Source organism: Mycobacteroides sp. H003 (assembly GCF_001440135.1).
Classification (GTDB): Bacteria; Actinomycetota; Actinomycetes; order Mycobacteriales; family Mycobacteriaceae; genus Mycobacterium; species Mycobacterium gwanakae.
Window position 1 is genome coordinate 290,702 of record NZ_LJYL01000034.1, and the last position, 23,891, is coordinate 314,592.

Sequence of the window (23,891 nt, forward strand, 5' to 3'; positions counted from 1 at the left end):
CGGTAACACGCTCTTTTAAGCAGGCGGTGTGCTCGATGTGGACGGATTGATCGCCAAACCTGTCTTGTCCGGCGGCATTCCGTCGTGCACGACGAGTGCGTCTTCCTTGCTCAGTCGAGGCCCCGGCGGCAGCAGCCCGACGACCGGCCACGGGGCCGGAACGGGTTCAACCGTGAGCCCCAAAGACTTGGCGGCCTCCAGATTCCCGATGCCGAAACGCACGCCGGTATCGAGGATGAGATAGAGCGACTCGGCACGCCCGGTATCGCCACCCAGGCCCGTGGACCGCACGAATGCGCTACGCGCGGGCGGAATGTAGGCGGTGTCGAGGTTGGGCCCCTCCTTGTCGGCCTGCGCCAGCACCACCGGTACCTGATCGGTCTTCAACGGCAGCGAGTTACCCATCAAAAGCTTGGTCGAGGCGTGCTCTTGCGTCTTCTCCTGCCCGGGCTTCCAGCTGCTGCACAGCACCGACTTCTCCGGGACGTCCACAATCTTTCCGGCACGGTCCGGAAATGTCTGTACGGCAAGCACATTGAGGCTCTGGTGTCCCGAGATCACATCCGGAGCGACGGAGACGATGTCTTGTGCGCCCTGGGAGTCGGAGAACCGGATCAGATCAGCGGTGACCTCGTTGACGCGTTGCACCCCGCCCGAGAGCACCACGTAGTACTCGGCAGAGTCCGCCCGGCTCATCTTGATGACCGACCCCACGCGAACACCACCGGTGGTGATGGGCGAAGGACCTCCGGCGTCGGGGATGGGCGGCGGAGCGATGGCCGGAACCTCGGGAATGGCGTTGAGCACGTTCATCGATATCGGCCGGGGTGTCACACCTTCGAGACGCAGCGCGCGGGTCACCGCGGGGTTCGTCAGATCCACCGCGGCGCGCTTGCCGTCGTAGAGCAGATACATCTGGCTGTTCACGGTCACCAGGGCGTACCTGTCCTTCGGCATCTCCTGGTTGCCGTTCTCGAGGGTCACCTTGCCCGCGATCACCGTGGAGGTGACGGTGGAACTCGGCGGGGGCGTCGCGACATCGCACACCGTCCAGATGGTGTCGTCCCCGGTCAACGGACCCGGAATGGAGGCCGGCGCACCGGGAATCCCCACCAGCGGGCCGCGACGCGCCTTGGCCAGCTCCGAGTCCTTGACCGGCTTGGGATTCTCGTTGTTCCCGGAGATCAACCGGGCCGATGCCAAATTGAGCGCGGGGTGAAGCGTGTCCTGGATCCGGACGTAGACGGCACCGGTGTCCTTGGCCATGACGATGGGCTGGTCGCCCAGCGGCATGTTGGGCCGAAAGAACGCCAAGATCGCACAACCGGCAACAACAACGGTGGCCAGCACGATGCCGACCATGAGCGAACTGGACTGCGACCGCATCGGGTCGTGGATCATTCGGACGTCACGGCGAACCAGTGCGTGCTCCATACGTCGCACCAGGAACCGGTACCCGCTGACCTGCAGCCGGGTTGTCGGTTGTCGCGCCATCGTCCCCCCTCCAGGAAATCTGCGAAACTCGGATCTACGACCTAACGATGCCTCTAGGCCTGCCCCCGGATCTTGTCAGATCCTACGTACCGGCCACACGGCCATGCAGCCTATTGCAATACTGGGCAACCACGATAGGTTGCGGGTGGCAACCGCGATGCCCGAGTCGGGTCGGCGCGGCATGACGGTGGGACAGAAGGGGGAACGGTGACCTCGAGCGGGGCGGCTCCGGAACAGGTGCGTCGGGCCACGATGCCCATCCAGATCATGGTGATCTCGCAGCTGCTGATCCTCGCCGCAGTCCTGGTTTCCTTGCTGTTCGGCTGGCCGTGGTGGGCCGCGTTGTTGATCGCGATCGTGGCCTTGGCGCTCGTCCTCGGCCGTTGGGGCGGTCAGACGGTCAGGCATTGGGCAGTTACCGGATTCAAGTATCTGACGGGCCGCACTTACCGAAGCTCGGGCAGCATCGCCGACACCCCCAGCAGCCAGGACAGCTGGACCGGAACTCGTTGGGAGAATGGCAAACTCATCACGGTGCTGGAAGTCAGCGCAACCCAACGCCACCCCTCCGTCATCACCCCGGACCACTGCGCCACCGACTCACTGGTGCCCCTGCGCGTACTGCGGGAGTGCATGCATCAGAACGACATCGAGCTGGAGAGCATCGACGTCATCAGCAACGGCCAACGCACCGCACAGGGCACGGTCCTGCGCGGCGGGTACGACCGGCTGGTGGGCCCGCTACCTGCCGTCGCCATCCGCACCGTCTGGGTGGTACTGAGATTCGACCCCGGCGCGAACGTCGACGCGGTCTTCCGCCGCGGAGGCAGCCGGCGCGGCGCGGAACGATGTGCCGTCATCGCCACCGCACGGGTCCGCCGGGCATTGGCGGCGGCCCACTGCGCCAGCACCATCCTGCAGGCGGGCCAGATTCACCGGATCAGCGCCGAAATGCTCCGGCAGTACGCGGGCGCACCCATGCATGAGGAGTGGGGCGGGCTCATGCTCATCGACTCCTACAACGTCGCGATGGGAATTGACCCGTGGTACATCACCGATGCCACCCTCACGGGACTGTGGGCGCGGCCCACGCTGGAGACCACCGTGACGGTTCGGCTGCGCCCGGCCGCGAAGGGCCGCACATCGGTTGGCGCACTGGTGCGGTGGGCAACCGACGAACAACTTCCGATACGCCATTCCACGGGCATGACCTCACTGAACGGGAGTCAGCGCGACGCGTTCTTCGCCGGACTTCCCGTGGGGGCCATCGGGTTGGAGTACCTGACCCGCAGCATCGAGATGAGCAACGAGGAACTCGACGGCATTCATCTGCCGACATCGGGCTGCGGACAATTGATCGGCTCGGATATGTCCGGCCGCGCGATCGCCGCACGATTGTCCGGCCAGGGCGTTCACACCGTGGTGGTCCGCGCCGAACTCTACGTATGCCAACAGGTGGTGCTCAGAGCGGTGGCGATCGGAGCACTTGTGGTCGTGTACACCGACCGTCCCCACATGTGGGATGTCATGGTGACCTCGATCGGCGACGCCAACCGCATCCAATTCGCCAGTGGCCCGGGCTTTATCGACCCTCGATGCACGCTGGCCGTGGTGGACGGCATGCAGCCGACCGCACTTCCCAGCAACTGCACGGCACTACACATCATCAGCAGTGAGTACGACGCACTTCCGGCCCGGCCGGATGTCATCATCGACCAGCCCAATGGCTACGGCGACCACATCCTCTTGACCGCCGGTGGCGAGACCATCCAGGTCCGCCTCGTGACGGTCAGCGATGAGTTGGCCTACCTGGGCCGGCCGATACAGGCTTTCGCACAGTAGGAGTTCGCGGCTTCAGGGCTCGTCGCGCATGCGCTCCCGGTAGGCGGCCACATGCTGCCGGTTACCGCAGTTTCCGGTGTCACAGAACATCCTGGATCTGTTGCGCGACAGGTCGATCAGGACGGCATCACAATCCGGGGCGGCACAGGTCTTCAAACGCCGCTGTTCGCCGGTGCGCACCAGGTCCGCGAACACCATGGCGGTCTCGGCACCGAGGCGGTCCGCGAGCGGCGCGTCGCTGGCCGCCATGTGCAGGTGCCAATCGGGTTCCTCGACATGCCGGGTGAGCCACGGCGAGGCGTGGGTATCGGCCAGCAACGCGTTGACCTGCCGAACCACGTATTCCTCGTCGTTGATATGCGCCCAGATATCGCCCAATCGGGTCCGTAGCGTCTTCACGGCCTGCAGCTCGGCCTCATCGCCGTCACGCCTGCCGGTCCAGCCGTACCGATCCAACAGCGGCGGCAGGGCGTCCGGATCAGGGAGCAGTTCCCGATCGTTGCGGGCGGTGTTGATCAGCTCAGCCGCAGATTTCAGCCCCTGCTCCGTGTCATGAGTGAAAAGCATTTGACACCTGACATCCTTCACTTATACCGTCATGACCGTATTCGATTTTACTCATGACACGCGGGAGGTGCGGTGAACGACAGGGCCACTTTCCGGGCGGGCGTGATCCTCGCCCTCGCCTCAGCCGCCACCTTCGGATTTTCCGGCCCCTTCGCCAAGTCACTCATGGCGGCAGGCTGGTCTCTGACAGCCGTCGTCACCGCGCGCCTGGCCACCGGCGCCGCGGTCATGGTCGTGGCCGCCTGCATCGCGGCACCCGGATGGTTCTCCGAAGCTAGGCGCCACACCAAAGTCGTTGTGCTGTACGGGATCATTCCCGTGGCGGGTGCCCAGTTCTGCTACTTCGGCGCCGTCCGGCACATGTCGGTCGGCGTGGCGATGCTCCTGGAGTTCCTGAGCCCCATCCTGGTTATCGCCTGGACCTGGCTGTCCACCCGGCACCGTCCACACACCCGGGTACTTGCCGGCGCGGCTCTCGCGCTAGTTGGAATGCTGTTGGTACTCAACATCTTCAGCGGATCCCGCGTAGAGCCGGTGGGGGTGCTGTGGGGATTGGGCGCGGCGGTGTGCGCTGCGTACTACTTCATCTCGTCACACCGCGCGGGCGGCAAGGCGCAAGGGCTGCAACCGATCACGCTGACCACCAGCGGGCTACTCGTCGGCACCATCGCGGTCGGCGGCTTCGGGCTCACCGGGATCATGCCGATGACCTTTTCCACTCAGGATGTGCAGGTCGCGGGCTGGCATGCACCGGTCTACGTGCCCATCCTCATTCTCGGAGTGGTCACCACCGCGATCGCCTATCTCACCGGCATCGCCGCCATCGCCCGACTCAAGCCAAGCTATGCGTCGTTGATCGCGCTCACCGAGGTACTGTGCGCGGTAATCGCGGGGTGGGTGCTGCTCGGGGAAACCATCGCACCCATCCAGTACGTGGGCGCCGCGGTCATTCTCGCGGGTCTGGTTCTGGCACATCGGGGCGCGGATACCTCGGCGGATGCCGAATCCAGCGCAGCCGGGCTCTCGGCTTCTTTACCTGCGGGATTGAAATCACATGGCAGTGACAGCGAATTATCCGTAACCTCAGTGTGTGACGCTAGAGCCGAATCCACGCCCAGCCAGTAAGTTGTTCGCCGCCGCCGCACGCGCGGCGGTTGTTTCGGTTGCGGCAATCATGATGACCACGGGTCTCGCGGTCATCCTCCCCGCCACCGCTTCGGCGGCCTGTCCCAACGTCGAGGTCTCCTTCGCCCGTGGGCGTTCCCAGCCGCCAGGCGTCGGAAACATCGGCGACGGATTCATCAGCGCGCTGCGCAACCGCGTCAAAGACGTTGGTGTGTACGCGGTCCGGTACGACGCCAACACTGACGTCAGCGGCGGAGCGAACGACCTGAGTGCCCACCTGCAATCGGTGGCCAACTCATGCCCCAACACCAAGCTGGTGGTGGGCGGTTACTCCCTCGGCGCCGGTGTCGTCGACACCGCGCTGGGTTTCCAGGGTCCCGTCTCGATCGGGGACTTCTTCAACTTCACCAATCCGGTGCCCCCGGAGGTCGGTGACCGCATTCGGGCGATCGTCACCTTCGGCAACATCGTCAACCGCTTCGCCCCGATCCAGAACCTTGCGGGCGCCTACTCCGATCGCGTCCTTGACCTGTGCAATGACGGCGACCCGGTCTGCATGGCGGGCGACAACGAGAGCTGGAAGTCCCACACCACATACCCGCCGGCACTCTTTGCGCAGGCTGCGGACTTCGCCGCCGCCCGGGTGAACTAGCCTCGCCTGGGTGACTGTTTCCCAGATCACCCACCGTCAGCTGTCGGTCAATGGAATCGACATGCACGTCGCCGAACAGGGCGAAGGCCCGGCGGTTGTTCTGTGCCATGGCTTTCCCGGGCTTTGGTACACCTGGCGCCACCAGCTGGCCGCGCTGTCTGCAGCCGGATATCGGGCCATCGCGCCGGATATGCGCGGATATGGACGCACCGCGGCGCCGCGGGACGTAACCGCTTATGACCGCAGCACCACGGTCAACGACCTCGTCGGCCTGTTGGACGCGCTCGATCTGCACGATGCGGTGTTCTCCGGACACGATTTCGGGGCACATCTGGTGTGGGACATGCCCGCCTGGGCGGGCGATCGAGTTCGCGCACTGATCCAGCTGTCGGTACCGCGCACCCGGCGACTCCCGGTAACACCGAGCGTTGGATTCAATTACCTTGCCTCTCAGCACTTCACACATCTGGAGTACTTCCAGGAGCCGGGCGTGGCCGAGTCCGAGCTGGATGCGCAGCCAAAGACATTCCTGGCCACGCTGTTCCACGCTCTCAGCGGGGCCAATCGCTATCTGGATTGTTGGGACCACCCGGCACGCGTGGGCGACAAACGTAACGGCTACCTAGATGTCCTTCCGAGTCCCCCTCCCCTGCCATGGAATTGGCTTTCCGAGCAGGATCTCGACTACTACGCGGCCGAATTCACGCGCACGGGATTCACTGGTGGCCTCAACTGGTACCGGGCCGAGGATCTGGTGTGGTCCCAGAATGAGCACCTGCACGACAGACCCATCGGCGTACCGGTGACCTTCATCGCCGGATCGGCTGATCCGGTCCTGGAAATGCTCGGCCGCGACCCCATGACGGCCATGGCCGATCTCGTTCCCGGTTTGCGGTCGGTGCTGATCGTCGAGGGGGCCGGACACTTCGTGCAGATGGAGCGGCCTGACGCGGTCAACACCGCGATGATTGAGTTCCTGGGGTCGCTTCCGCCCAGGTGACATGGCCCATACCGCACCGATATGACAACTAGATTGACTTACCCGTAGCATTCCCGTGTGACGACGTACAGTGCTGTTTCACCTGCAATCGCGCACGTCCGCCGGTGGGGATTTCCGCTCGCCGCTCTGCTCATGTTCATCAGCCTGGTGACCATCTCGCAGCCGGTGACCGCGACCGCCGACCCGTGCGCCGCCGTGGACGTCTCCTTCGCTCGCGGCCGTGATGAGCCGCCCGGCCTCGGCCGCGTGGGTCAGGCATTCGTTGACACCCTCGGCCCCAAGGTTGGCAGCATGAACGTCTACCCCGTCAACTACAGCGCCGGACTGCTCTCCACTGGAGAAGGCGCCGATGACCTGCGCGCACACCTCAGCGACGTCGCATCATCCTGCCCGAACACCAAGCTGGTGATCGGCGGATACTCGATGGGCGCGACCGTCGTGGACGACGTCGCCAACAACCCGCCGCCGGACGTCGCCGGCCGGATCAGGGGAATCGCGACCTTCGGAAACATCGACCGGCGCGGCGGTGGCATGACCGGTCCCCTCGCCGGACGGTGGATCGATCAGTGCAATCCCGGCGACCCGGTCTGCCAGGAGGGCGGCCGCTCGTGGACCGCGCACCAGACCTACGAGCAGACAAATCTGCCCGCTCAAGCTGCGTCTTTCGTGGCGGGCAAGCTCTAGAGAAAGGGCACACAAGACCTCGCTGACCCGTAGCATCGTGGTGTGACCACGCATCAGCGGGGCACGAGGGTCGGCGTTGTCCTGAGTTATCTTGTCGCCCTGACGGTGTTCGCGCTGTCGGCGGTGAATGTTGTCGGGCTTGTCTATGCGGTGCCTCACGCGTCGGCAGATCCGTGTTCGGACGTAGACGTCTCATTTGCACGGGGTCGCAAGGAGCCAGTCGGGTTGGGCCGCGTGGGCGGTGAGTTCGTGGACTCCCTGACCCCGCGCATCGAGGCAACCGGGGCCAGCATGAACGTCTACCCCGTCAACTACGACGCCGGCATCTTTTCGGCCGGCGGCGGGGCCAATGATCTGAGCAATCACCTGCAAGCTGTGGCAGCCAGTTGCCCCCGGACCAAGCTCGTCATCGGCGGGTACTCGATGGGTGCGGAGGTAATCGACACGATCATCGGTGTTCCGAACGTGGGCATCGGGTTCAACCGCCCCCTACCCCCCGCAGTGGGCGACCGCATCGCGGCTATCGCGACGTTCGGCAACGCCACCCACCGTACGGGCGGCCCGCTGAGCGGTATCGCCGGCGTATTCGGCTCGCGGGCAATCGATCTCTGCAATCAAGGAGACCCGATCTGCATGGCCGGTCCCAACAACAGCTGGGACGCCCACACCTCGTATGAACGCACCGGACTTCCCGCCGAGGCCGCGGCGTTCGTTGCCTCGAAACTCAACCGCCACGGCGAAGCCGAGCCCAGCCAGTAGTCAGTCCTTCCGGACTCGAACATCACGCGTGATCAACACGCGAGCCGCCATCTCGTCATCGGGCGGATAGTCCACACCGACCAGTGTCAGACCACGCGCCGGTGCAGCCGCGAAATCGCTTGAACGCCTTTCCTTCTTGAGCAGGTCCGCGCACCACTGCACCGGCCGCCTGCCCTCCCCCACTACCAGCACCGCACCCACCAACGACCGCACCATCGACCAGCAGAACGCGTCGGCGCTCACGTGCGCGGACACCTGATGTCCATCGACCGTCCAGTCGAACCGCTGCAATTCACGGATCGTTGTGGCGCCGTCACGATGGCGGCAGAAGGCCGCGAAATCATTCAGCCCCAATAGTTTCCGCGAAGCCTCGGCCATCGCCCCGACGTCCAGCGGGCGATGCCATCCGACGACATCGTGCCGCTCTAGAGGCAGCACTCCGAACGGCGCCGTGGAGAACCGGTATTCGTAGTGCCGCCGCAGGGCCGAGAACCGCGCGTCGAAATGCTGGGGGGCACGCCGTATATCGAGCACGCGCACGTCTTTGGGCAGGAAACGCGACAGCCGCCGGATCAGCCTGCCGAACTCAGGCGCATCCGCGGAGCGGGATCTACCGAGGATTTCTGGGAGCCGAGCATGCGGGATGTCGAGATGCGCTACCTGGCCCGTGGCATGTACGCCCGCGTCGGTGCGCCCGGCGGCGTACAGCGAGACCGGCTCGCCCACGATCGTCGTGAATGCCGCACCCAGCACCCCGGCGACCGTACGTTGGTTGACTTGAGTGGCCCATCCCGCGAAATCGGTTCCGTCATAGGCAATATCGAGCCGTAAACGAACCAGCCCGCCACCGTCTCCGGTAGCGGGCTGGTTCTCAGGTGTGACCAAAGGTCATTCCTTCTTGTCTGCGTCCTCGGCCTCGGGAGCCTCAGCCGTGTCGGCTGCGGCATCCGCCGCGCCTTCCGCCTCGGCAGCCGCATCGTCTGCAGTGTCGGTCTCGACCTCGACGACATCCTCAGCAGGAGTCTCCTCGACCTTCGCCTCTTCGGCCTTCTTGGTCGAAGCGACCCGGCGAGCGCGGTCGGCCTCAGAGGTGACCGTCTTCTCCTTCACCAGCTCGATGACCGCCATGGGCGCGTTGTCGCCCTTACGGTTCTCGACCTTGATGATGCGGGTGTAACCACCATTGCGATCGGCGTAGAACGGACCGATCTCCTCGAAAAGGGCGTGGATGACGTCCTTGTCGCGGATCTTCTTGAGCACCTCGCGCCGGTTATGCAGACCACCCTTCTTGGCGTGGGTGATCAGCTTCTCGGCGTAGGGCCGCAGCACGCGGGCCTTGGTCTCGGTGGTCTTGATCCGGCCGTGCTCGAACAGCGCGGTGGCCAGGTTGGCCAGCAGCGCCTTCTGGTGCGAAGACGACCCGCCGAGACGGGCACCCTTGGTGGGCTTTGGCATTGCGACTATCTCCTATTCGGGGCCGGCCCCCGTATCAGGTAGGACCGGGACGGATTGTGTTTAGAGCTGTTCGGTTTCGGCGAAGTCCTGATCGCCATCGAAGTCGTACGAGCCGGTGTCCGACCATGTGCCGGTGGCAACGTCGTATCCGGCGACCTCGGACGGATCGAAGCTGGTCGGGCTGTCCTTGAGCGACAGGCCGAGCTGATGCAGCTTGATCTTCACCTCGTCGATGGACTTCTGACCGAAGTTGCGGATGTCCAGCAGATCCGACTCGGTGCGGGCAACCAGCTCACCGACGGTGTGCACACCCTCGCGCTTAAGGCAGTTGTACGACCGGACGGTCAGGTCCAGGTCCTCGATGGGCAGCGCGAACGAGGCGATGTGGTCTGCCTCGGCCGGCGACGGCCCGATCTCGATGCCCTCGGCCTCGACGTTGAGTTCACGTGCCAGACCGAACAGCTCAACCAGCGTCTTGCCGGCCGAGGCCAGGGCGTCACGCGGGGTGATCGAGTTCTTGGTCTCGACATCCAGCACCAGCTTGTCGAAGTCGGTGCGCTGCTCGACGCGGGTGGCGTCGACGTTGTACGTGACCTTGAGCACCGGCGAGTAGATGGAATCGACGGGAATACGACCGATCTCGGCACCCGAGGCCTTGTTCTGCACGGCCGGGACGTAGCCGCGACCGCGCTCGACGACGAGCTCGATCTCCAGCTTGCCCTTGTCGTTCAGGGTCGCGATGTGCATGTCGGGGTTGTGCACGGTCACGCCGGCGGGCGGAACGATGTCACCGGCGGTGACGGCACCCGGTCCCTGCTTGCGCAGGTACATGGTGACCGGCTCATCCTCCTCCGAGGACACCACGAGGCTCTTGAGGTTGAGGATGATGTCGGTGACGTCTTCCTTCACCCCGGGAACGGTGGTGAACTCGTGCAGCACACCGTCGATGCGGATGCTGGTGACGGCCGCGCCCGGGATGGACGACAGCAGGGTGCGCCGCAGCGAGTTGCCCAGGGTGTAGCCGAATCCCGGCTCCAGAGGCTCGATGACGAAGCGCGACCGGTTCTCGGCCAGCGTCTCCTCGGACAGGGTGGGTCGCTGAGAAATCAGCATTCTTTTCTATCTCCTTCTCGGCACCCGCTATTTGATGCCGGTCAGTGGGCCTGTAGCAGGATCGCTACCGGCGATTACTTCGAGTAGAACTCGACGATCAGCTGCTCGGTGAGCGGCACGTCGATCTGCGCGCGCTCGGGGAGCTGGTGCACCAGGATGCGCTGGCGCTCGCCGACAACCTGCAGCCAGCCCGGGATGGGCCGCTCGCCGGCGGTCTCGCGTGCAACCTCGAACGGCAAGGTGTTCAGCGACTTTTCCTTGACGTCGATGATGTCGTACTGCGACACCCGGTAGCTGGGCACGTCGACCTTCACGTTGTTGACCGTGAAGTGACCGTGCGAGACCAGCTGACGCGCCTGACGGCGAGTCCGGGCCAGGCCGGCGCGGTACACGACGTTGTCGAGACGGCTTTCCAGGATCTGCAGCAGCTGCTCACCGGTCTTGCCGGAGGACCGCACGGCCTCGGCGTAGTAACGGCGGAACTGCTTCTCCATGACGCCGTAGGTGAAGCGGGCCTTCTGCTTCTCCTGCAGCTGCTGACGGTATTCGCTCTCCTTGATCCGCGCGCGGCCGTGCTGGCCGGGAGGGTAAGGACGCTTCTCGTACGCGCTGGAGCCACCGACGAGGTCGACGCCCAGACGACGGGACTTGCGAGTGACGGGTCCGGTATAACGAGCCATTAGTTCAAGCCTCCCTTAGACCCGGCGCCGCTTGGGCGGACGGCAACCGTTGTGCGGCTGCGGAGTGACATCGGAAATCGCGCCCACTTCGAGGCCGGCGGCCTGCAGCGAGCGGATGGCGGTCTCGCGGCCGGAGCCGGGACCCTTAACGAACACGTCGACCTTCTTGACGCCGTGCTCCTGTGCCTTGCGGGCGGCGTTCTCGGCAGCCAGCTGCGCGGCGAACGGAGTCGACTTACGCGAGCCCTTGAAGCCGACGTGGCCCGAGGACGCCCACGCGATCACGTTGCCCTGCGGGTCGGTGATCGAAACGATGGTGTTGTTGAACGTGCTCTTGATGTGCGCGGCGCCGAGGGGAATGTTCTTCTTTTCCCGGCGGCGGGTCTTCTGCGCCTTCTTGGGGCCGGAACCGGCGCCCTTCTTCGGTGGTGCCATCGGGGTTACCTAGCCTTCTTCTTGCCGGCGATGGTGCGCTTCGGGCCCTTGCGGGTGCGCGCATTGGTCTTGGTCCGCTGACCGCGCACCGGCAGGCCGCGACGGTGGCGCAGGCCCTGGTAGCAGCCGATCTCGATCTTGCGGCGGATGTCGGCCTGCACCTCGCGGCGCAGGTCACCCTCCACCTTGAGAGAGGCTTCGATGTATTCACGCAGCTGCGTCACCTGATCATCGGTCAGGTCCTTGCTGCGCTGCTCGGGGCTGATGCCCGTGGCGGCCAGGATCTCCTTGGAGCGGGTCCGGCCAATGCCATAGATATAGGTGAGCGCGATTTCCATACGCTTATCGCGCGGTAGGTCGACGCCTACTAGACGTGCCATGCGGCAGTTCCTCTTTCATTCAACGAAGGTCTGTTCCCAGTCCGCCCCCTCTAGGTTGGGGCCCCGGCCTCCGTTCCGGGGGTGTCTGTCCGGCGTACCCGGTCAGTGGTTCTGGGAGGTCTTCATTCAGTTATGTAGCTGGTCAGCTAGGTCCTTGCGGACGTTCTGACTAGCCTTGCCTCTGCTTGTGGCGGGGGTCCTGGCAGATCACCATGACCCGCCCGTGCCGGCGAATGACGCGGCACTTGTCGCAGATCGGCTTGACGCTCGGGTTGACCTTCACGTTCCCAATCCTGTTCTTGTCGTTACTTGTACCGGTAAACGATCCGACCGCGGGACAGGTCATAGGGAGATAACTCCACTACCACTCTGTCCTCAGGCAGGATGCGGATGTAGTGCTGCCGCATCTTGCCGCTGATGTGGGCAAGTACCTTGTGTCCGTTCTCCAGCTCAATGCGAAACATCGCATTGGGCAGGGGTTCGACTACCCGGCCCTCGACCTCGATGGCTCCGTCTTTCTTAGCCATATCCTCCGCGATTCTTATTGCCTGCTCCGGCTATCGCCGGCATGGACACGGCAACACTCACCGACCTCGAACGTGAGCCGGTGACAGGAAAATCCAGGACAGGGCACGCAGACAGTCGGCACGTAAGCCGCACCGTTGGTCAAGGATACCCGCGTAACGCCCCCAAACCAAACCGGCGAACGGGCCGTCAGAACCGCCCGGAGGTCTTACGACCAGGTGACTCCCGACCTGCTGATATGCGGAATCGCCGTGGGTCGCACCAGACCCGCCGTCAGCCAGGCGCCGGCGATCCAGATATGGGGTGCGGATTTGGCGGCCATCGTCCGCCTGGCCCGCATCGAAACGTCCGAACCATCCAGGACTCGCTGCGCCCGCACGGACAGTATCCGGTTACGCACACCCGAGCGCCGCCGCTCGCGAGCGCTGCGGTTGATCGCCAGCCAGGCGGCGGCGAGATCGCTGGGCTCCCCCAGCGCCTCCGCAATGGCCTCGGCGGCCGCGGCAGCGTCGGCCACGCCCGAGTTGAGACTGCGGCCCCCCAGCGGGGCGAACTGATGGGCGGCCTCACCCGCGAGCAGCACCCGACGGTTCACGTCGGTGTAGCTGCTGGCCACGCCCTGCACGGTCTGATGCACCTCGACCGACCTGATGTGGTCGGCGTACCAGGTATCCCCGGTGAGCGCCGTGACCCAGGAACGCACCAGTTCGGTCGACGGCGTGGCCTCATCGTGGGGCAGGAACTGAACGTCAAGGCGCAGACCGTCCGGGTAGGGCAGCCGGATGGCGTGACGTCCGCCCAGATCGGGATGGTGGTACTGGATCTGCACCGGCAGATCGAGCGTGACACCGTCAGGATGCGGTTCGACGTCGATCACCGCGGAAGGGGGCGACGGCGGGCGCTCGGACATGCCGATGCCCAGCGCCTGCCGAATGGCCGACCTGGAGCCGTCGGCGGCGATGACGTAGCTCGCGCGCAGCCGATCGCCGCTGGAAAGCGTCAACCGAGCGCCGGTGTGGTCGGTGCTGATGTCGGTGACGGCAATCCCGCAGTGATACTCCACGCCCAAATTCAGCGCCTCGGCCAGGCTCTCTTCTTCAATGGTGCGCTGCGACAAGCTCATTCCCCATGCCGCGGGGTTCCACGGACCGGGTATCCGCGAGGGGGCGTATGAGGACATGACGAACACCGGGCGGCCCTGGTAGAAGGTCTGGACACCATGGACCGCGAGCGCGGACTGGCGCAGACGGGCACCCAACTCGGGTGCCACCCGGTCGTATCGCCGCAATGTCGAGTGCCCGACGAACGTCGCGCAGTTCCGGTGGCGCTGGCGATCTTTCGAGCCGGCCGCCTCCAGCACAACAACGCGAATTCCCCGGCGCGCCAAAAGCGTGGCAGCCAGCAACCCCACGGGACCGCCGCCGACGATCACGACCGCGTCATCGGTGATGTCCCGATGCGCGTCCGTCGACACTGCCGCGAGGTGAGCCACCCACTGACGGTACCGCGCCAGGGCACACGAGCGCCTGTTCAGCCCGGCAACACATAGCCAGCGGGGCGGATACATGGTACCTATGTCGGTAGTGGCGAACATCGCCGTCGGCAACGGGGAGAGGGTCGAGTGGACGGTCTGACAGTCGGATATCTGGCGGCCTTCGCGGTCGGTGGAATCGCCGTGCTCTCGGCTCTGCTGCTTACCGACATCGGCCATGGCGACGGGATGCCGTTTCTGAGCCTGACCTCGGTTTCCGCCGCCCTGACCGGCGCGGGCGCCGGTGGATTCATCGGCTCGGCCCTGGGCATCGCAACGCTGCCGACAGCAATCATTGCAGCCGTGTGCGCGGTTGCGCTGGTGTCGATCCTGCAACTTTTCTTGACGTACCTGCGGCGTCAGCAGGCGAATTCGCATTCGGGGCGCGTGTCCTACATCGGACGGCTCGGCACCATCACCCTGGAGGTGCCTTCCGGCGGCGGCTGGGGCGAGGTCGCGTTCACCGATGCCGATGGCAACCGGGTGCGCTCGCGCGCGATCACCGATGAACCCGGCGGACTGGCCAAGAACGCCACGGTCTACATCGCTGACGTGGACCACGAATACCTGCACGTCGTTGGCATTCCAAACCAAACCTCTAAGGACCCCGCATGAGCTCACTTCTGATCATCGTCATCATCGCCGTCGCGGCGCTGGTGCTCTTCGTGGCGCTGCCGCTGGTCTACGTGCGCAACTACGTCAAGGTGCCGCCGAATGAGGTCGCGGTGTTCACGGGCCGTGGCCAGCCCAAGGTGGTGCGCGGTGGCGCGCGGTTCAAGATGCCCGGCATCGAGCGGGTGGACATCATGTCGCTCGAACCGTTCAACGTGAACATCAACCTGCAGAATGCGTTGTCCAACAACGGTGTTCCCGTTAACGTCGAGGCCGTCGGGCTGGTGCGCATCGGTTCCAACGACGAGGCAGTGCAGACCGCGGTGCAACGCTTCCTGACCTCCGACCTCTCGGAGTTGCAGCGCCAGATCAACGAGATCCTGGCCGGTAGCCTGCGCGGCATCACTGCCACCATGACCGTCGAGGACCTGAACTCCAACCGTGACTCGCTGGCACGCAGCGTCGTCGAGGAGGCAGGCGGTGACCTCGCCCGCATCGGCATGGAGGTCGACGTCCTGAAGATCGCGGGCATCTCCGACCGCAACGGGTACCTGGAATCGCTCGGCCAGCGCCGGATCGCCGAGGTCCGCCGCGATGCGACGGTCGGCACCGCCGAAGCCGAACGGGACGCGCAGATCCAGTCCGCGCAGGCCCGCCAGGCGGGTGCCATCGCACAGGCCGAAGCCGATACCGCCATCGCCACCGCGACCCAGAAGCGCGATGTGGAGCTGGCCCGTCTGCGCGCGCAGACGGAGGCCGAGAACGCTCAGGCGGACCAGGCCGGTCCGCTCGCCCAGGCCCGCGCCGAAAAAGATGTCGGTATCGCCCGCGAGCAGGCGGAAGCCGCGCGTGTGCAGGCCCGCACCGAGGTGGAGCAGCGTCGTACCGAGCAAGCCCAGGCCGCGTTGCAAGCCGATGTCATCGCCCCGGCCGAGGCACGTCGTCAGGCCGATATCGCGATCGCCGAAGGTAGCCGACAGGCCGCGATCCTGAAGGCGCAGGCTGATGCCGAGGCCGAGCGGCAGAAGGGTTCCGCCGAAGCCGACGCCCGCAAGGCAGCTGCCGACGCCTACCGCATCGAACAGCAGGCGGCCGCCGACGGCACCAAGGCCAAGCTGATCGCCGAAGCCGACGGCACGAAGGCCAAGCTGATCGCCGAGGCCGACGGCGTCAAGGCCAAGCTGTTAGCCGAGGCCGACGGTAAGAAGGAGGTCGCCGCAGCACTCAACGCCTACACGCCAGAGGCCGCCCGGCTGTTGACCCTGCCGGACATCCTGGCGTCGGTGGTGCAGGCAACGGAGGCCGCGTCGAAACCGATCGGCGAGATTGAAAGGCTGTCCATCATCGGGGGCTCCGGTGACGCCCAGGACGCGCTGGGCACTCTTTTCGGGGTGAGTCCGCAGGCAGTGGCCAAAGTGATTGAAAGCCTCAAGGTTTCGGGTATCGATGTGCCGGAGCTACTGAACCGCACACAGCAGGCCAAGGAATACACGCCCGCTGCCCCGGCACCCGCGGCGCATCCGGAAGAATCGGTGGAGGAATAGCGACACCTCCTGCGAAGTTGGGACGCAGCATGGGCGAATCGAACCTCACCAAGTACGGGATATGGAAGGGCGGCCCGGTCACCCCGGAGCAGGCCAAGGCCATCGAGGATCTCGGCTACGGATCGGTGTGGATCGGGGGTGTGTTCACCTCGGATCTCGCGTACGTAGAGCCGCTGCTGGAGGCGACCGAGAATCTCACGGTCGCCAGCGGCATCGTGAACATCTGGACCTCTCCCGTCGACGAGATAGCGGCTTCGTTCCACCGGATCGAGGCCGCCTATCCGGGGCGGTTCCTCCTGGGAGTGGGTGCCGGGCATCCGGAGGCCTCGGCCGAGTACCGCAAGCCGTACGACGCCCTTGTCGAGTACCTCGACGGGCTGGATGCCGCGGGCGTACCCAAGCAGCGCCGGGCATTGGCCGCGCTCGGCCCCAAGGTGCTCAGGCTCTCGGCCGATCGCACCGCGGGCGCACACCCCTATCTGACGACGCCCGAGCACACCCGGGAAGCCCGGCAGATCATCGGCCCGGACGCACTGCTCATTCCCGAGCACAAGGTGGTGCTCAGCACCGACGCCCAGAGCGCACGCGAGATCGGCCGCCGCACCGTCGACTTCTATCTTCAGTTGAGCAACTACGTAAACAACTGGAAGAGACTTGGTTTCAGCGACGAGGACGTCACCTCGCCGGGAAGTGACGCCTTCATCGACGCCGTAGTGGCGCACGGAACGGCCGAGGAAATCGCCGCACGATTGCACGAACACCTCGACGCCGGCGCGAACCAGGTACTCATTCAGGTCCTGGGCGATAAGGGGTTGGTCGACACATTGACCTCGTTGGCGGACACGCTTCGGTAATCCCCCACTAGGGTTAGTGCATGCGAATCTTGGTGACCGGCGGCGCCGGTTTCATCGGAGCCAACTTCGTACATGCGACCGTCCGTGAGCGCCCCGATGTCTCGGTGACCGTTCTCGACGCGCTGACTTACGCCGGTACCCGCGAGTCGTTGACTCCGGTCACCGCGTCGGTCGAGCTGGTACAGGGCGATATCTGCGATGCCGAGACAGTGGATCGGCTGGTCTCCACTCACGATGTGGTGGTGCATTTCGCCGCAGAGACGCACAACGACAACTCGCTCGCGGACCCGTCACCGTTCTTGCACAGCAACATCATTGGCACCTACACATTGCTGGAAGCAGTGCGCCGCCATGATGTGCGGCTGCACCACATCTCCACCGACGAGGTGTTCGGCGATCTCGAGCTCGATGACCCGAATCGGTTCACCGACACCACTCCATACAACCCGTCGAGCCCGTACTCGGCGACCAAGGCCTCGGCGGATCTGCTGGTGCGCGCCTGGATGAGATCGTTTGGAGTGCGCGCGACGATCTCCAACTGTTCCAACAACTACGGGCCGTATCAGCATGTGGAGAAGTTCATTCCGCGGCAGATCACCAACATCCTGACGGGCCGCCGTCCGCGCCTATACGGGGCCGGGGCGAACGTCCGGGACTGGATCCACGTCGACGATCACAACAGTGCGGTGTGGCGCATCATCGAGGACGGCGCCATCGGACGCACCTATCTCATCGGGGCTGACGGAGAACGGGACAACCTGTCGGTGTTGCGCACCATTCTGGAACTCATGGGCAAGTCGCCGGACGACTTCGATCATGTCACCGACCGCGCGGGCCACGACCTGCGTTACGCCATTGATCCCACCCCGCTGCGAGATGAATTGGGCTGGACACCAAAACATCTCGACTTCACCAGCGGGCTGGCCGAGACAATCTCGTGGTATCAGGACAACGAGGATTGGTGGCGTCCCATCAAGGATGGCGTGGAAGCTCGCTACGCGAAACAGGGGCAGTGACGTGCAGATTCGTGAGTTATCGGTGCCCGGCACCTTCGAGATCACTCCGGTGCAGCATCACGACAGCCGTGGAGTGTTCCTCGAATTGTTCAAGGGCGCAGCGCTTGCCGAGGCCATCGGCCACCCGTTCGACCTACAGCAGGCCAACTGCTCGGTCTCGGCAGCCGGTTCGCTGCGCGGGATCCACTTCGCCGACGTGCCACCCGGGCAAGCCAAATACGTCACCTGTCTGACCGGTTCCGTATATGACGTGGTGGTCGATATCCGTGTTGGTTCACCGACATTCGGCGCGTGGGACGCTGTGCTGCTGGACCCTCGAGACCGCCGGGCGGTCTACGTGCCCGAGGGTGTCGGCCACGGGTTCCTCGCTCTCGAGGACGCCTCGACGGTGGTCTACCTATGCTCCGCCGGGTATGCCCCGGGCCGCGAACATGGCATCAATCCGCTGGATCCCACGATCGCGATCCAATGGCCGACCAGCCGACCCGACGGCACCGAGCTTTCGCTAGTTGTCTCCGAAAAGGACAGTGCTGCACCATCATTAATCGATGCCCAGGAGTCAGGTCTGCTTCCTGTCGCATCCGAGGTGCAGGCCTTCCTGGCGAAGCTTTCCGGCTGATCGGCGAATCTTCCCACGCCACCGCGTGTTTGCTAAAGTCCGTACATGACGCAACCGCCTTCGGGGCCGCCGCCCTCGGATCCCGGGCCACCGGATTTTCCGCCGTATCCGACTCCGACAGGCCCCGGGTACCCGCCGGTCGGACCACCCCCAACGGGTGGATATCCGCCCGTTCCCCCGGCAGGGCCTGCGGGTGTCGAGCCTTATCCGCCCTATCCCCCGGCGAACCCGGCGGGCGGGTACCCACCGCCACCTCCGGGATACCCATCGGCGCCCTACGGTTATCCCGCGGCGGGCGCCTATCCCCCCGTGGAAAGTGCACGGAGCACCAATGGATTTGCCATCACGGCGCTGATTTTCGGCATCATCCCCTGCCTCGGCGGAATCCTGGGCATCATCTTCGGCATCCTGGGCCTGAACCAGATCAAGCGAACCGGTCAGAACGGCCGCGGGTTGGCCATCGCGGGCATCGCGCTCGGCTCCCTGTGGGTGATCGCGTCGATTATCGTGATCGCGGCGGGCATCAACGACAAGCCCAAGCGTGACGATTCCGGACACGTCACCCAGTCCGGCGATATGGATGTCACCCAATTGCGCGTAGGCGACTGCGTGGCCGATCTGGGCGACAAAGACTTCTACACGACGACCAAGGCGATTCCGTGTGCGCAGCCGCACAAGGCAGAGGTGTACGCACTGTTGCCGCTCTCCGGGAGCTCCGTGCCCCCACAGTCCGTGCTGGACGAGAAGGGTAATGAGGGCTGCAGCACCGCGCTGGAAAGCTACTCCCCCAGCGCATTCGAGGACGACGGGGTCGAGATCACCTACCTCTACCCGACCAAACGTTCGTGGGCGCAGGGTGACCACTCGATCGCCTGCGTGGCCGTCTTCAGCACGGAGCGCACGGCGTCCATCAAGGGCAAGTAGCTACGGGCGCAGCGTCAGGATGCGGGGGCCGTCCTCGGTGACGGCCACCGTGTGCTCCCAGTGCGCGGCCCGCGATCCGTCGGTGGTGACCACGGTCCAATCGTCGGCCAGCACCCGGGTCTGAGTGGTGCCCAGCGTGAGCATCGGTTCAATGGCGAGCACCGACCCCACCGCGAGGAGTGGCCCCTTGCCGGGGGCTCCCTCATTGGGCAGGAACGGGTCAAGATGCATCGAGCGACCGATACCGTGGCCGCCGTAGCCATCCACGATTCCGAATGCCCGGTCGAACTGCTTCTCAGCCGCCCGGGTGCCCAGCTCGATCGCATGGGATACGTCAGTCAGCCGATTTCCCGGAATCATCGCCGCGATACCGGCCTCCATGGACAGGCGGGTGGCTTCCGACAGCGCCTCGTCGACAGGGATGACCGTGCCCACCGCAAAGGTCCACGCGGAATCCCCGTGCCATCCATCCAGGATCGCGCCACAGTCGATGGAGACCAGGTCACCGTCGGCCAAGACCGCTGTCGCCGAAGGTATTCCGTGGACCACCTGGTCGTTGACCGAGGAGCAGATCGAGGCTGGGAAGCCGTGATAACCCAGGAACGACGGCACCGCGCCGGCGTCCCGGATCACCGACTCGGCGACCTGATCCAGCTCCAGCGTCGAAATGCCCGGCTTCGCGGCGTCACGAACGGCGACCAATGCGGCGCCCACGATGGCGCCCGCGGCGGCCATGGCATCGAGTTCTCCGGCGGTGCGCTGCTCCACCGTCTTCTTGCGGCCGAAGAGACCCACTAACGACCCACTACCGACTCGCCGCTACCGGCCCAGAGCCTGCGATGTCCGCGCGAACACTTCGTCCACGGTGCCGACGGCATCGATGGTCTGCAGCACGCTCTGGTAGTACTCCAGCAGCGGTGCGGTCTCGGCGCGGTACACGTTGAGCCGGTTGCGGATGATGTCCTCGGTGTCGTCGGCGCGGCCGCGGCCCAGCAGCCGCTGCACCAGCTCTTCCACCGGCACCCGGAACTCCAGCACGGCGTCGATCTTGACCCCGCGAGCCTCTTCCATCGCGGCCAGCGCATCAGCCTGATCCACGGTGCGCGGGAACCCGTCGAGGATGAAGCCGTCGGCGGCGTCGGCCTCGTCGAGGCGCGCTTCGACCATCTTGTTGGTGACCTCGCTGGGCACCAGGTCGCCGGCGTCCAGGTACTGCTTGGCCTGGATTCCCAGCTCGGTGCCTTCGCTGATGTTCGACCGGAAAAGGTCTCCGGTGGAGATCTGCGGAATGCCGAACTTCTCCGAAATCAGTTGCGCCTGCGTGCCTTTGCCTGCCCCGGGCGGGCCGAGTAACACCACTCTCACTTCAGGAACCCTTCGTAGTTACGCTGCATCAACTGGCTTTCGATCTGCTTCACGGTATCGAGGCCGACGCCGATCATGATCAGTACCGCAGTTCCACCAAACGGCAGGTTCTGCATACCACCGGAGTTCCCGATCTGCAGGAACAAGTTCGGCAAGATCGCGATGACACCCAGGTAGATCGAGCCCGGCCACGTGATGCGGTTGAGCACGTAGCGCAGGTAGTCAGCGGTCGCACGGCCGGGGCGAATACCGGGGATGAAGCCACCGAACTTGTTCATCTCGTCGGCACGCTCGTCGGGGTTGAAGGTGATCGACACGTAGAAGAACGTGAAGAACACGATCAGCGTGAAGTAAATCGCGATGTACCAGTAGTTGCTGGGATCGGTCAGGTAGGTGCTGACGAATCGATCCCACCAGCCGGTCTTGTCCTTCCCACCGCTGCGCACGAGCTGAGTGATCAGACCCGGGATGTACAGCAGCGAGGAGGCGAAGATGACCGGGATAACACCGGCCTGGTTGACCTTCAGCGGCAAGTAGGTGGAGGTACCGCCGTACATGCGCCGACCGACCATGCGCTTGGCGTACTGGACGGGAATGCGGCGCTGGCCCTGTTCGACGAATACGACACCGACCACGATGAGCAGCGCAGCCACACAGACGGCGGCAAAGGTGACACCACCGCGGCTGTCGAGGATGGTCTTGCCCTCGGCAGGGATCCGGGCCGCGATGCCGGCGAAGATCAGCAGCGACATACCGTTGCCGACTCCGCGTTCGGTGACCATCTCACCGAGCCACATCACCAGGGTGGATCCGGCAGTCATCACCAGAACCATCACGCTCAGCGAGAAGATCGACTGGTCCGAGACGATCTCGTCCTTGCGGTCACAGCCCTGCAGCAGGTTTCCGCTGGCACCGAGCGCGACGATCGAGGTGGACTGCAGCAGCGCCAGCGCGACCGACAGGTAGCGGGTGTACTGCGTCATCTTCGCCTGGCCGGACTGGCCTTCCTTGCGCAGCTGCTCGAACCGGGGAATGACCACGGTGAGCAGCTGAACGATGATGCTGGCGGTGATGTACGGCATGACGCCGACCGCGAAAACCGACAGCTGCAGCAGCGCGCCACCCGAGAAGAGGTTGATCAGCGAGTAGATCTGCGCCGAGTCGCCACTGCTGACCTGTTCGACGCAGTACTTGACGTTGGCGTAGTTCACGCCGGGAGACGGCAGGGTCGCACCCAGCCGATAAATGATCACGATCCCGATCGTGAAGAGGATCTTCCGCCTCAGGTCAGCTGTCCTGAGAGCAGAGACAAAAGCGGAAAGCACACATCCTCCTGCGCATCCTGCAGCTCGCCATGTGATCTGCTAGATGAATCAGCTGGTGATCCCAGCGTTGGGTAACCGTTTCGGCGGCCGTCAGGGCACGCCCGGGCCGGATACGAGACTAACAGTTCGCTACATACCGGTGGAGAAGACGGTGTCCTTCTGGTCGGGGATGACGGTGCCATCGGTACGCAGCAGCGGCCCCGTACTGCCATCCGGGTTGGTCCGGCCGTCTGTCGCGCATAGGTACGGCTCCATACGCTGGGGATAGGGGTCGATGAACATCGGATTGATCAACCATTTGCCGTCGGCGTTGTCATAGGCCCGGCACATGAGTTCGGTCTTGTTCCGGTTGATGACGAGGTGGGCAGCGGTGGCGTCGTCGACGAAGGTGACATCGGTGGTCGAGTCGCCGGCGGCAAGAATCTGCCGTTTGTTGACGTCGTAGGGCTCGAAGGCGGCGGGGCCCTGCACACCGAAGACCACCTGGTTGGCCCAGCAGCGTTTGCCGTCGACGTAGGTGATCACCGTGTCGGCACCATCGGGTTGTCCGCCGCAGCCCTTGACGTGCGGGGTCTGCCTTCCGTTGGCGTCATAGACGCTGCGCACTCCGATCACCTGATTTGTCGGAATCCCGATTTCCGGTGACCACACCTTGGCCACCACCTCCGAGGACGCCGAGATCACCCAGGTACTGACGCCATGGGCCTGCAAGGTGGCAATGAGGTCCTTGATCTGCGGGTAGACCCGCACATACCCCGGCACGGTGGTGGTGCCGATGGTCTGAGTGGCTCCGATCGGCGCATCCAGGTTCTCGCGCTTGGCCGCCTGCGCGAATTGCGCGACCTCGTCGGCGGTGTAGCCGGCGGTCAGTGCGACTGTCCACACGTACGCGCCGTTGCTCCAGCGCTGGTTGTATCCGGTGAAGGCTTCCTGTTCGTCATGGGTCTTGCCTTCGCGGATCGCCAGGATCTCGTCGGCGCATGCCGCGTTGGTCGAGGTGGGCAGCGGCCGGCCGGCGGGGGTTGCGGTGCCACATGCCTCACGCAGCGCGGTGGCCGCCACCTCGGTGATGTGACGGCTGGTGGAGTGCCAGTCTCCCGGTTGGCGGATCTTGTCGTGCCGCAGCATCCAGGCCAGGGTCGCATCGGAGATGTCGTTCTTGACTTCGGTGTTGTCCCAGTCGAAGAGCGCGATCGCCTTGGTGGGGCGCTTCCAGGTCCCGGTGCACGTGCTGTTGGCGTCGATCGCGGCCTGGAGCCGTTCCCTGACCTCGCCGTACCAGGGCAAGGTGGGGTCCAGCTGGCGGCATCCCGGCGCCGCGGACGCGGCGGGAGCACCCACATTGCATGCCGCAACGGACAATACGACGGCAGCAATCCACCTCATGGCA

At 64.8% G+C, this 23,891-nt stretch carries 27 protein-coding genes; 12 read left to right on the top strand and 15 right to left on the bottom strand.

Features of this window, described 5'->3' with window-relative positions:
- Nucleotides 1–15: 15 nt before the first annotated feature.
- Entirely contained in the window at nucleotides 16–1,494 is a 1,479-nt protein-coding gene (gene eccB / locus AOT87_RS21475) for a type VII secretion protein EccB (RefSeq protein ID WP_057967488.1), read from the bottom strand.
- A 207-nt stretch (nucleotides 1,495–1,701) separates the two neighbouring features.
- Here eccB and eccE point away from each other — a divergent pair, with 207 nt between their 5' ends.
- Entirely contained in the window at nucleotides 1,702–3,336 is a 1,635-nt protein-coding gene (eccE, locus tag AOT87_RS21480; protein WP_030096748.1) for a type VII secretion protein EccE, read from the top strand.
- Nucleotides 3,337–3,348: 12 nt separating this feature from the next.
- Here eccE and AOT87_RS21485 read toward each other — a convergent pair whose 3' ends face one another.
- Nucleotides 3,349–3,903 carry a CGNR zinc finger domain-containing protein gene (locus tag AOT87_RS21485; RefSeq protein WP_030096747.1) on the bottom strand — a complete coding sequence of 185 codons (555 nt, stop codon included), beginning with the start codon at nucleotides 3,901–3,903 and terminating at the stop codon, nucleotides 3,349–3,351.
- 72 nt (nucleotides 3,904–3,975) lie between these two features.
- Between AOT87_RS21485 and AOT87_RS21490 the strand changes: the two genes are divergently transcribed.
- The 5 genes from AOT87_RS21490 (at nucleotide 3,976) to AOT87_RS21510 (ending at nucleotide 8,123) form a co-directional block, all read left to right on the top strand.
- The gene (locus tag AOT87_RS21490) at nucleotides 3,976–5,028 is read left to right on the top strand and encodes an EamA family transporter (protein WP_057967487.1); all 1,053 of its coding nucleotides are present in this window, start codon (nucleotides 3,976–3,978) and stop codon (nucleotides 5,026–5,028) included.
- Nucleotide 5,029: 1 nt separating this feature from the next.
- Nucleotides 5,030–5,680 carry a cutinase family protein gene (locus tag AOT87_RS21495; protein WP_162269722.1) on the top strand — a complete coding sequence of 217 codons (651 nt, stop codon included), beginning with the start codon at nucleotides 5,030–5,032 and terminating at the stop codon, nucleotides 5,678–5,680.
- Nucleotides 5,681–5,690: 10 nt separating this feature from the next.
- The gene (locus AOT87_RS21500; protein ID WP_057967486.1) at nucleotides 5,691–6,680 is read left to right on the top strand and encodes an alpha/beta hydrolase; all 990 of its coding nucleotides are present in this window, start codon (nucleotides 5,691–5,693) and stop codon (nucleotides 6,678–6,680) included.
- Nucleotides 6,681–6,812: 132 nt separating this feature from the next.
- On the top strand, nucleotides 6,813–7,364 hold the full coding sequence (locus tag AOT87_RS21505; RefSeq protein WP_057967525.1) for a cutinase family protein: 552 nt from the start codon (nucleotides 6,813–6,815) through the stop codon (nucleotides 7,362–7,364).
- Between the two features lie 42 nt (nucleotides 7,365–7,406).
- Nucleotides 7,407–8,123 (top strand): cutinase family protein, encoded by a 717-nt coding sequence (locus AOT87_RS21510; protein WP_057967485.1) that lies wholly within the window; start codon nucleotides 7,407–7,409, stop codon nucleotides 8,121–8,123.
- On the opposite strand, the gene truA is transcribed toward AOT87_RS21510, so the two are convergent.
- The 9 genes from truA to AOT87_RS21550 form a co-directional block, all read right to left on the bottom strand.
- Nucleotides 8,124–9,008 carry a tRNA pseudouridine(38-40) synthase TruA gene (truA, locus tag AOT87_RS21515; protein ID WP_057967484.1) on the bottom strand — a complete coding sequence of 295 codons (885 nt, stop codon included), beginning with the start codon at nucleotides 9,006–9,008 and terminating at the stop codon, nucleotides 8,124–8,126.
- 3 nt (nucleotides 9,009–9,011) lie between these two features.
- Nucleotides 9,012–9,578, bottom strand: coding sequence for a 50S ribosomal protein L17 (rplQ, locus tag AOT87_RS21520; RefSeq protein ID WP_030096740.1), 567 nt, complete (start codon nucleotides 9,576–9,578; stop codon nucleotides 9,012–9,014).
- 60 nt (nucleotides 9,579–9,638) lie between these two features.
- Nucleotides 9,639–10,691 (bottom strand): DNA-directed RNA polymerase subunit alpha, encoded by a 1,053-nt coding sequence (locus AOT87_RS21525; RefSeq protein ID WP_030096739.1) that lies wholly within the window; start codon nucleotides 10,689–10,691, stop codon nucleotides 9,639–9,641.
- Nucleotides 10,692–10,765: 74 nt separating this feature from the next.
- Nucleotides 10,766–11,371: a 30S ribosomal protein S4 gene (rpsD, locus tag AOT87_RS21530; protein ID WP_030096738.1), complete on the bottom strand. Its 606-nt coding sequence runs from the start codon at nucleotides 11,369–11,371 to the stop codon at nucleotides 10,766–10,768.
- A gap of 15 nt (nucleotides 11,372–11,386) precedes the next feature.
- Nucleotides 11,387–11,806, bottom strand: a complete 420-nt coding sequence (gene rpsK / locus AOT87_RS21535) for a 30S ribosomal protein S11 (RefSeq protein ID WP_030096737.1) — start codon at nucleotides 11,804–11,806, stop codon at nucleotides 11,387–11,389.
- 5 nt (nucleotides 11,807–11,811) lie between these two features.
- The gene (gene rpsM, locus AOT87_RS21540) at nucleotides 11,812–12,186 is read right to left on the bottom strand and encodes a 30S ribosomal protein S13 (RefSeq protein ID WP_030096736.1); all 375 of its coding nucleotides are present in this window, start codon (nucleotides 12,184–12,186) and stop codon (nucleotides 11,812–11,814) included.
- A 169-nt stretch (nucleotides 12,187–12,355) separates the two neighbouring features.
- Complete coding sequence (rpmJ, locus tag AOT87_RS28065; protein ID WP_003886927.1) at nucleotides 12,356–12,469, bottom strand: 50S ribosomal protein L36; 114 nt, start codon at nucleotides 12,467–12,469, stop codon at nucleotides 12,356–12,358.
- Between the two features lie 22 nt (nucleotides 12,470–12,491).
- Nucleotides 12,492–12,713, bottom strand: a complete 222-nt coding sequence (infA, locus tag AOT87_RS21545; RefSeq protein WP_003418601.1) for a translation initiation factor IF-1 — start codon at nucleotides 12,711–12,713, stop codon at nucleotides 12,492–12,494.
- A gap of 206 nt (nucleotides 12,714–12,919) precedes the next feature.
- Complete coding sequence (locus AOT87_RS21550) at nucleotides 12,920–14,203, bottom strand: NAD(P)/FAD-dependent oxidoreductase (protein ID WP_057967524.1); 1,284 nt, start codon at nucleotides 14,201–14,203, stop codon at nucleotides 12,920–12,922.
- Between the two features lie 129 nt (nucleotides 14,204–14,332).
- Here AOT87_RS21550 and AOT87_RS21555 point away from each other — a divergent pair, with 129 nt between their 5' ends.
- From AOT87_RS21555 to AOT87_RS21580, 6 genes are read left to right on the top strand one after another with little or no spacing between them, the layout of a single operon-like run.
- The gene (locus AOT87_RS21555) at nucleotides 14,333–14,857 is read left to right on the top strand and encodes a hypothetical protein (RefSeq protein ID WP_057967483.1); all 525 of its coding nucleotides are present in this window, start codon (nucleotides 14,333–14,335) and stop codon (nucleotides 14,855–14,857) included.
- Nucleotides 14,854–16,398: a flotillin family protein gene (locus AOT87_RS21560; protein WP_057967482.1), complete on the top strand. Its 1,545-nt coding sequence runs from the start codon at nucleotides 14,854–14,856 to the stop codon at nucleotides 16,396–16,398. Before AOT87_RS21555 ends, AOT87_RS21560 begins: the two co-directional genes overlap by 4 nt.
- A gap of 29 nt (nucleotides 16,399–16,427) precedes the next feature.
- Complete coding sequence (locus tag AOT87_RS21565) at nucleotides 16,428–17,252, top strand: LLM class F420-dependent oxidoreductase (RefSeq protein ID WP_057967481.1); 825 nt, start codon at nucleotides 16,428–16,430, stop codon at nucleotides 17,250–17,252.
- Between the two features lie 20 nt (nucleotides 17,253–17,272).
- On the top strand, nucleotides 17,273–18,268 hold the full coding sequence (gene rfbB, locus AOT87_RS21570; protein ID WP_057967480.1) for a dTDP-glucose 4,6-dehydratase: 996 nt from the start codon (nucleotides 17,273–17,275) through the stop codon (nucleotides 18,266–18,268).
- A 1-nt stretch (nucleotide 18,269) separates the two neighbouring features.
- Nucleotides 18,270–18,887: a dTDP-4-dehydrorhamnose 3,5-epimerase gene (gene rfbC, locus AOT87_RS21575; RefSeq protein WP_057967479.1), complete on the top strand. Its 618-nt coding sequence runs from the start codon at nucleotides 18,270–18,272 to the stop codon at nucleotides 18,885–18,887.
- 45 nt (nucleotides 18,888–18,932) lie between these two features.
- Nucleotides 18,933–19,811, top strand: coding sequence for a DUF4190 domain-containing protein (locus tag AOT87_RS21580; protein WP_057967478.1), 879 nt, complete (start codon nucleotides 18,933–18,935; stop codon nucleotides 19,809–19,811).
- On the opposite strand, the gene map is transcribed toward AOT87_RS21580, so the two are convergent.
- The 4 genes from map to AOT87_RS21600 all read right to left on the bottom strand — a co-directional run bounded on the left by map (nucleotide 19,812) and on the right by AOT87_RS21600 (nucleotide 23,887).
- Nucleotides 19,812–20,606 carry a type I methionyl aminopeptidase gene (gene map, locus AOT87_RS21585; protein ID WP_030096728.1) on the bottom strand — a complete coding sequence of 265 codons (795 nt, stop codon included), beginning with the start codon at nucleotides 20,604–20,606 and terminating at the stop codon, nucleotides 19,812–19,814.
- A 24-nt stretch (nucleotides 20,607–20,630) separates the two neighbouring features.
- Nucleotides 20,631–21,176 carry an adenylate kinase gene (locus tag AOT87_RS21590; RefSeq protein ID WP_030096727.1) on the bottom strand — a complete coding sequence of 182 codons (546 nt, stop codon included), beginning with the start codon at nucleotides 21,174–21,176 and terminating at the stop codon, nucleotides 20,631–20,633.
- A complete protein-coding gene (gene secY / locus AOT87_RS21595; RefSeq protein ID WP_030096726.1) occupies nucleotides 21,173–22,501 on the bottom strand; it encodes a preprotein translocase subunit SecY in 1,329 nt (442 codons plus the stop codon). The genes AOT87_RS21590 and secY overlap by 4 nt, the downstream gene beginning before the upstream one ends.
- 129 nt (nucleotides 22,502–22,630) lie before the next feature.
- Complete coding sequence (locus AOT87_RS21600; protein ID WP_057967523.1) at nucleotides 22,631–23,887, bottom strand: haloacid dehalogenase-like hydrolase; 1,257 nt, start codon at nucleotides 23,885–23,887, stop codon at nucleotides 22,631–22,633.
- Between the last annotated feature and the right edge of the window lie 4 nt (nucleotides 23,888–23,891).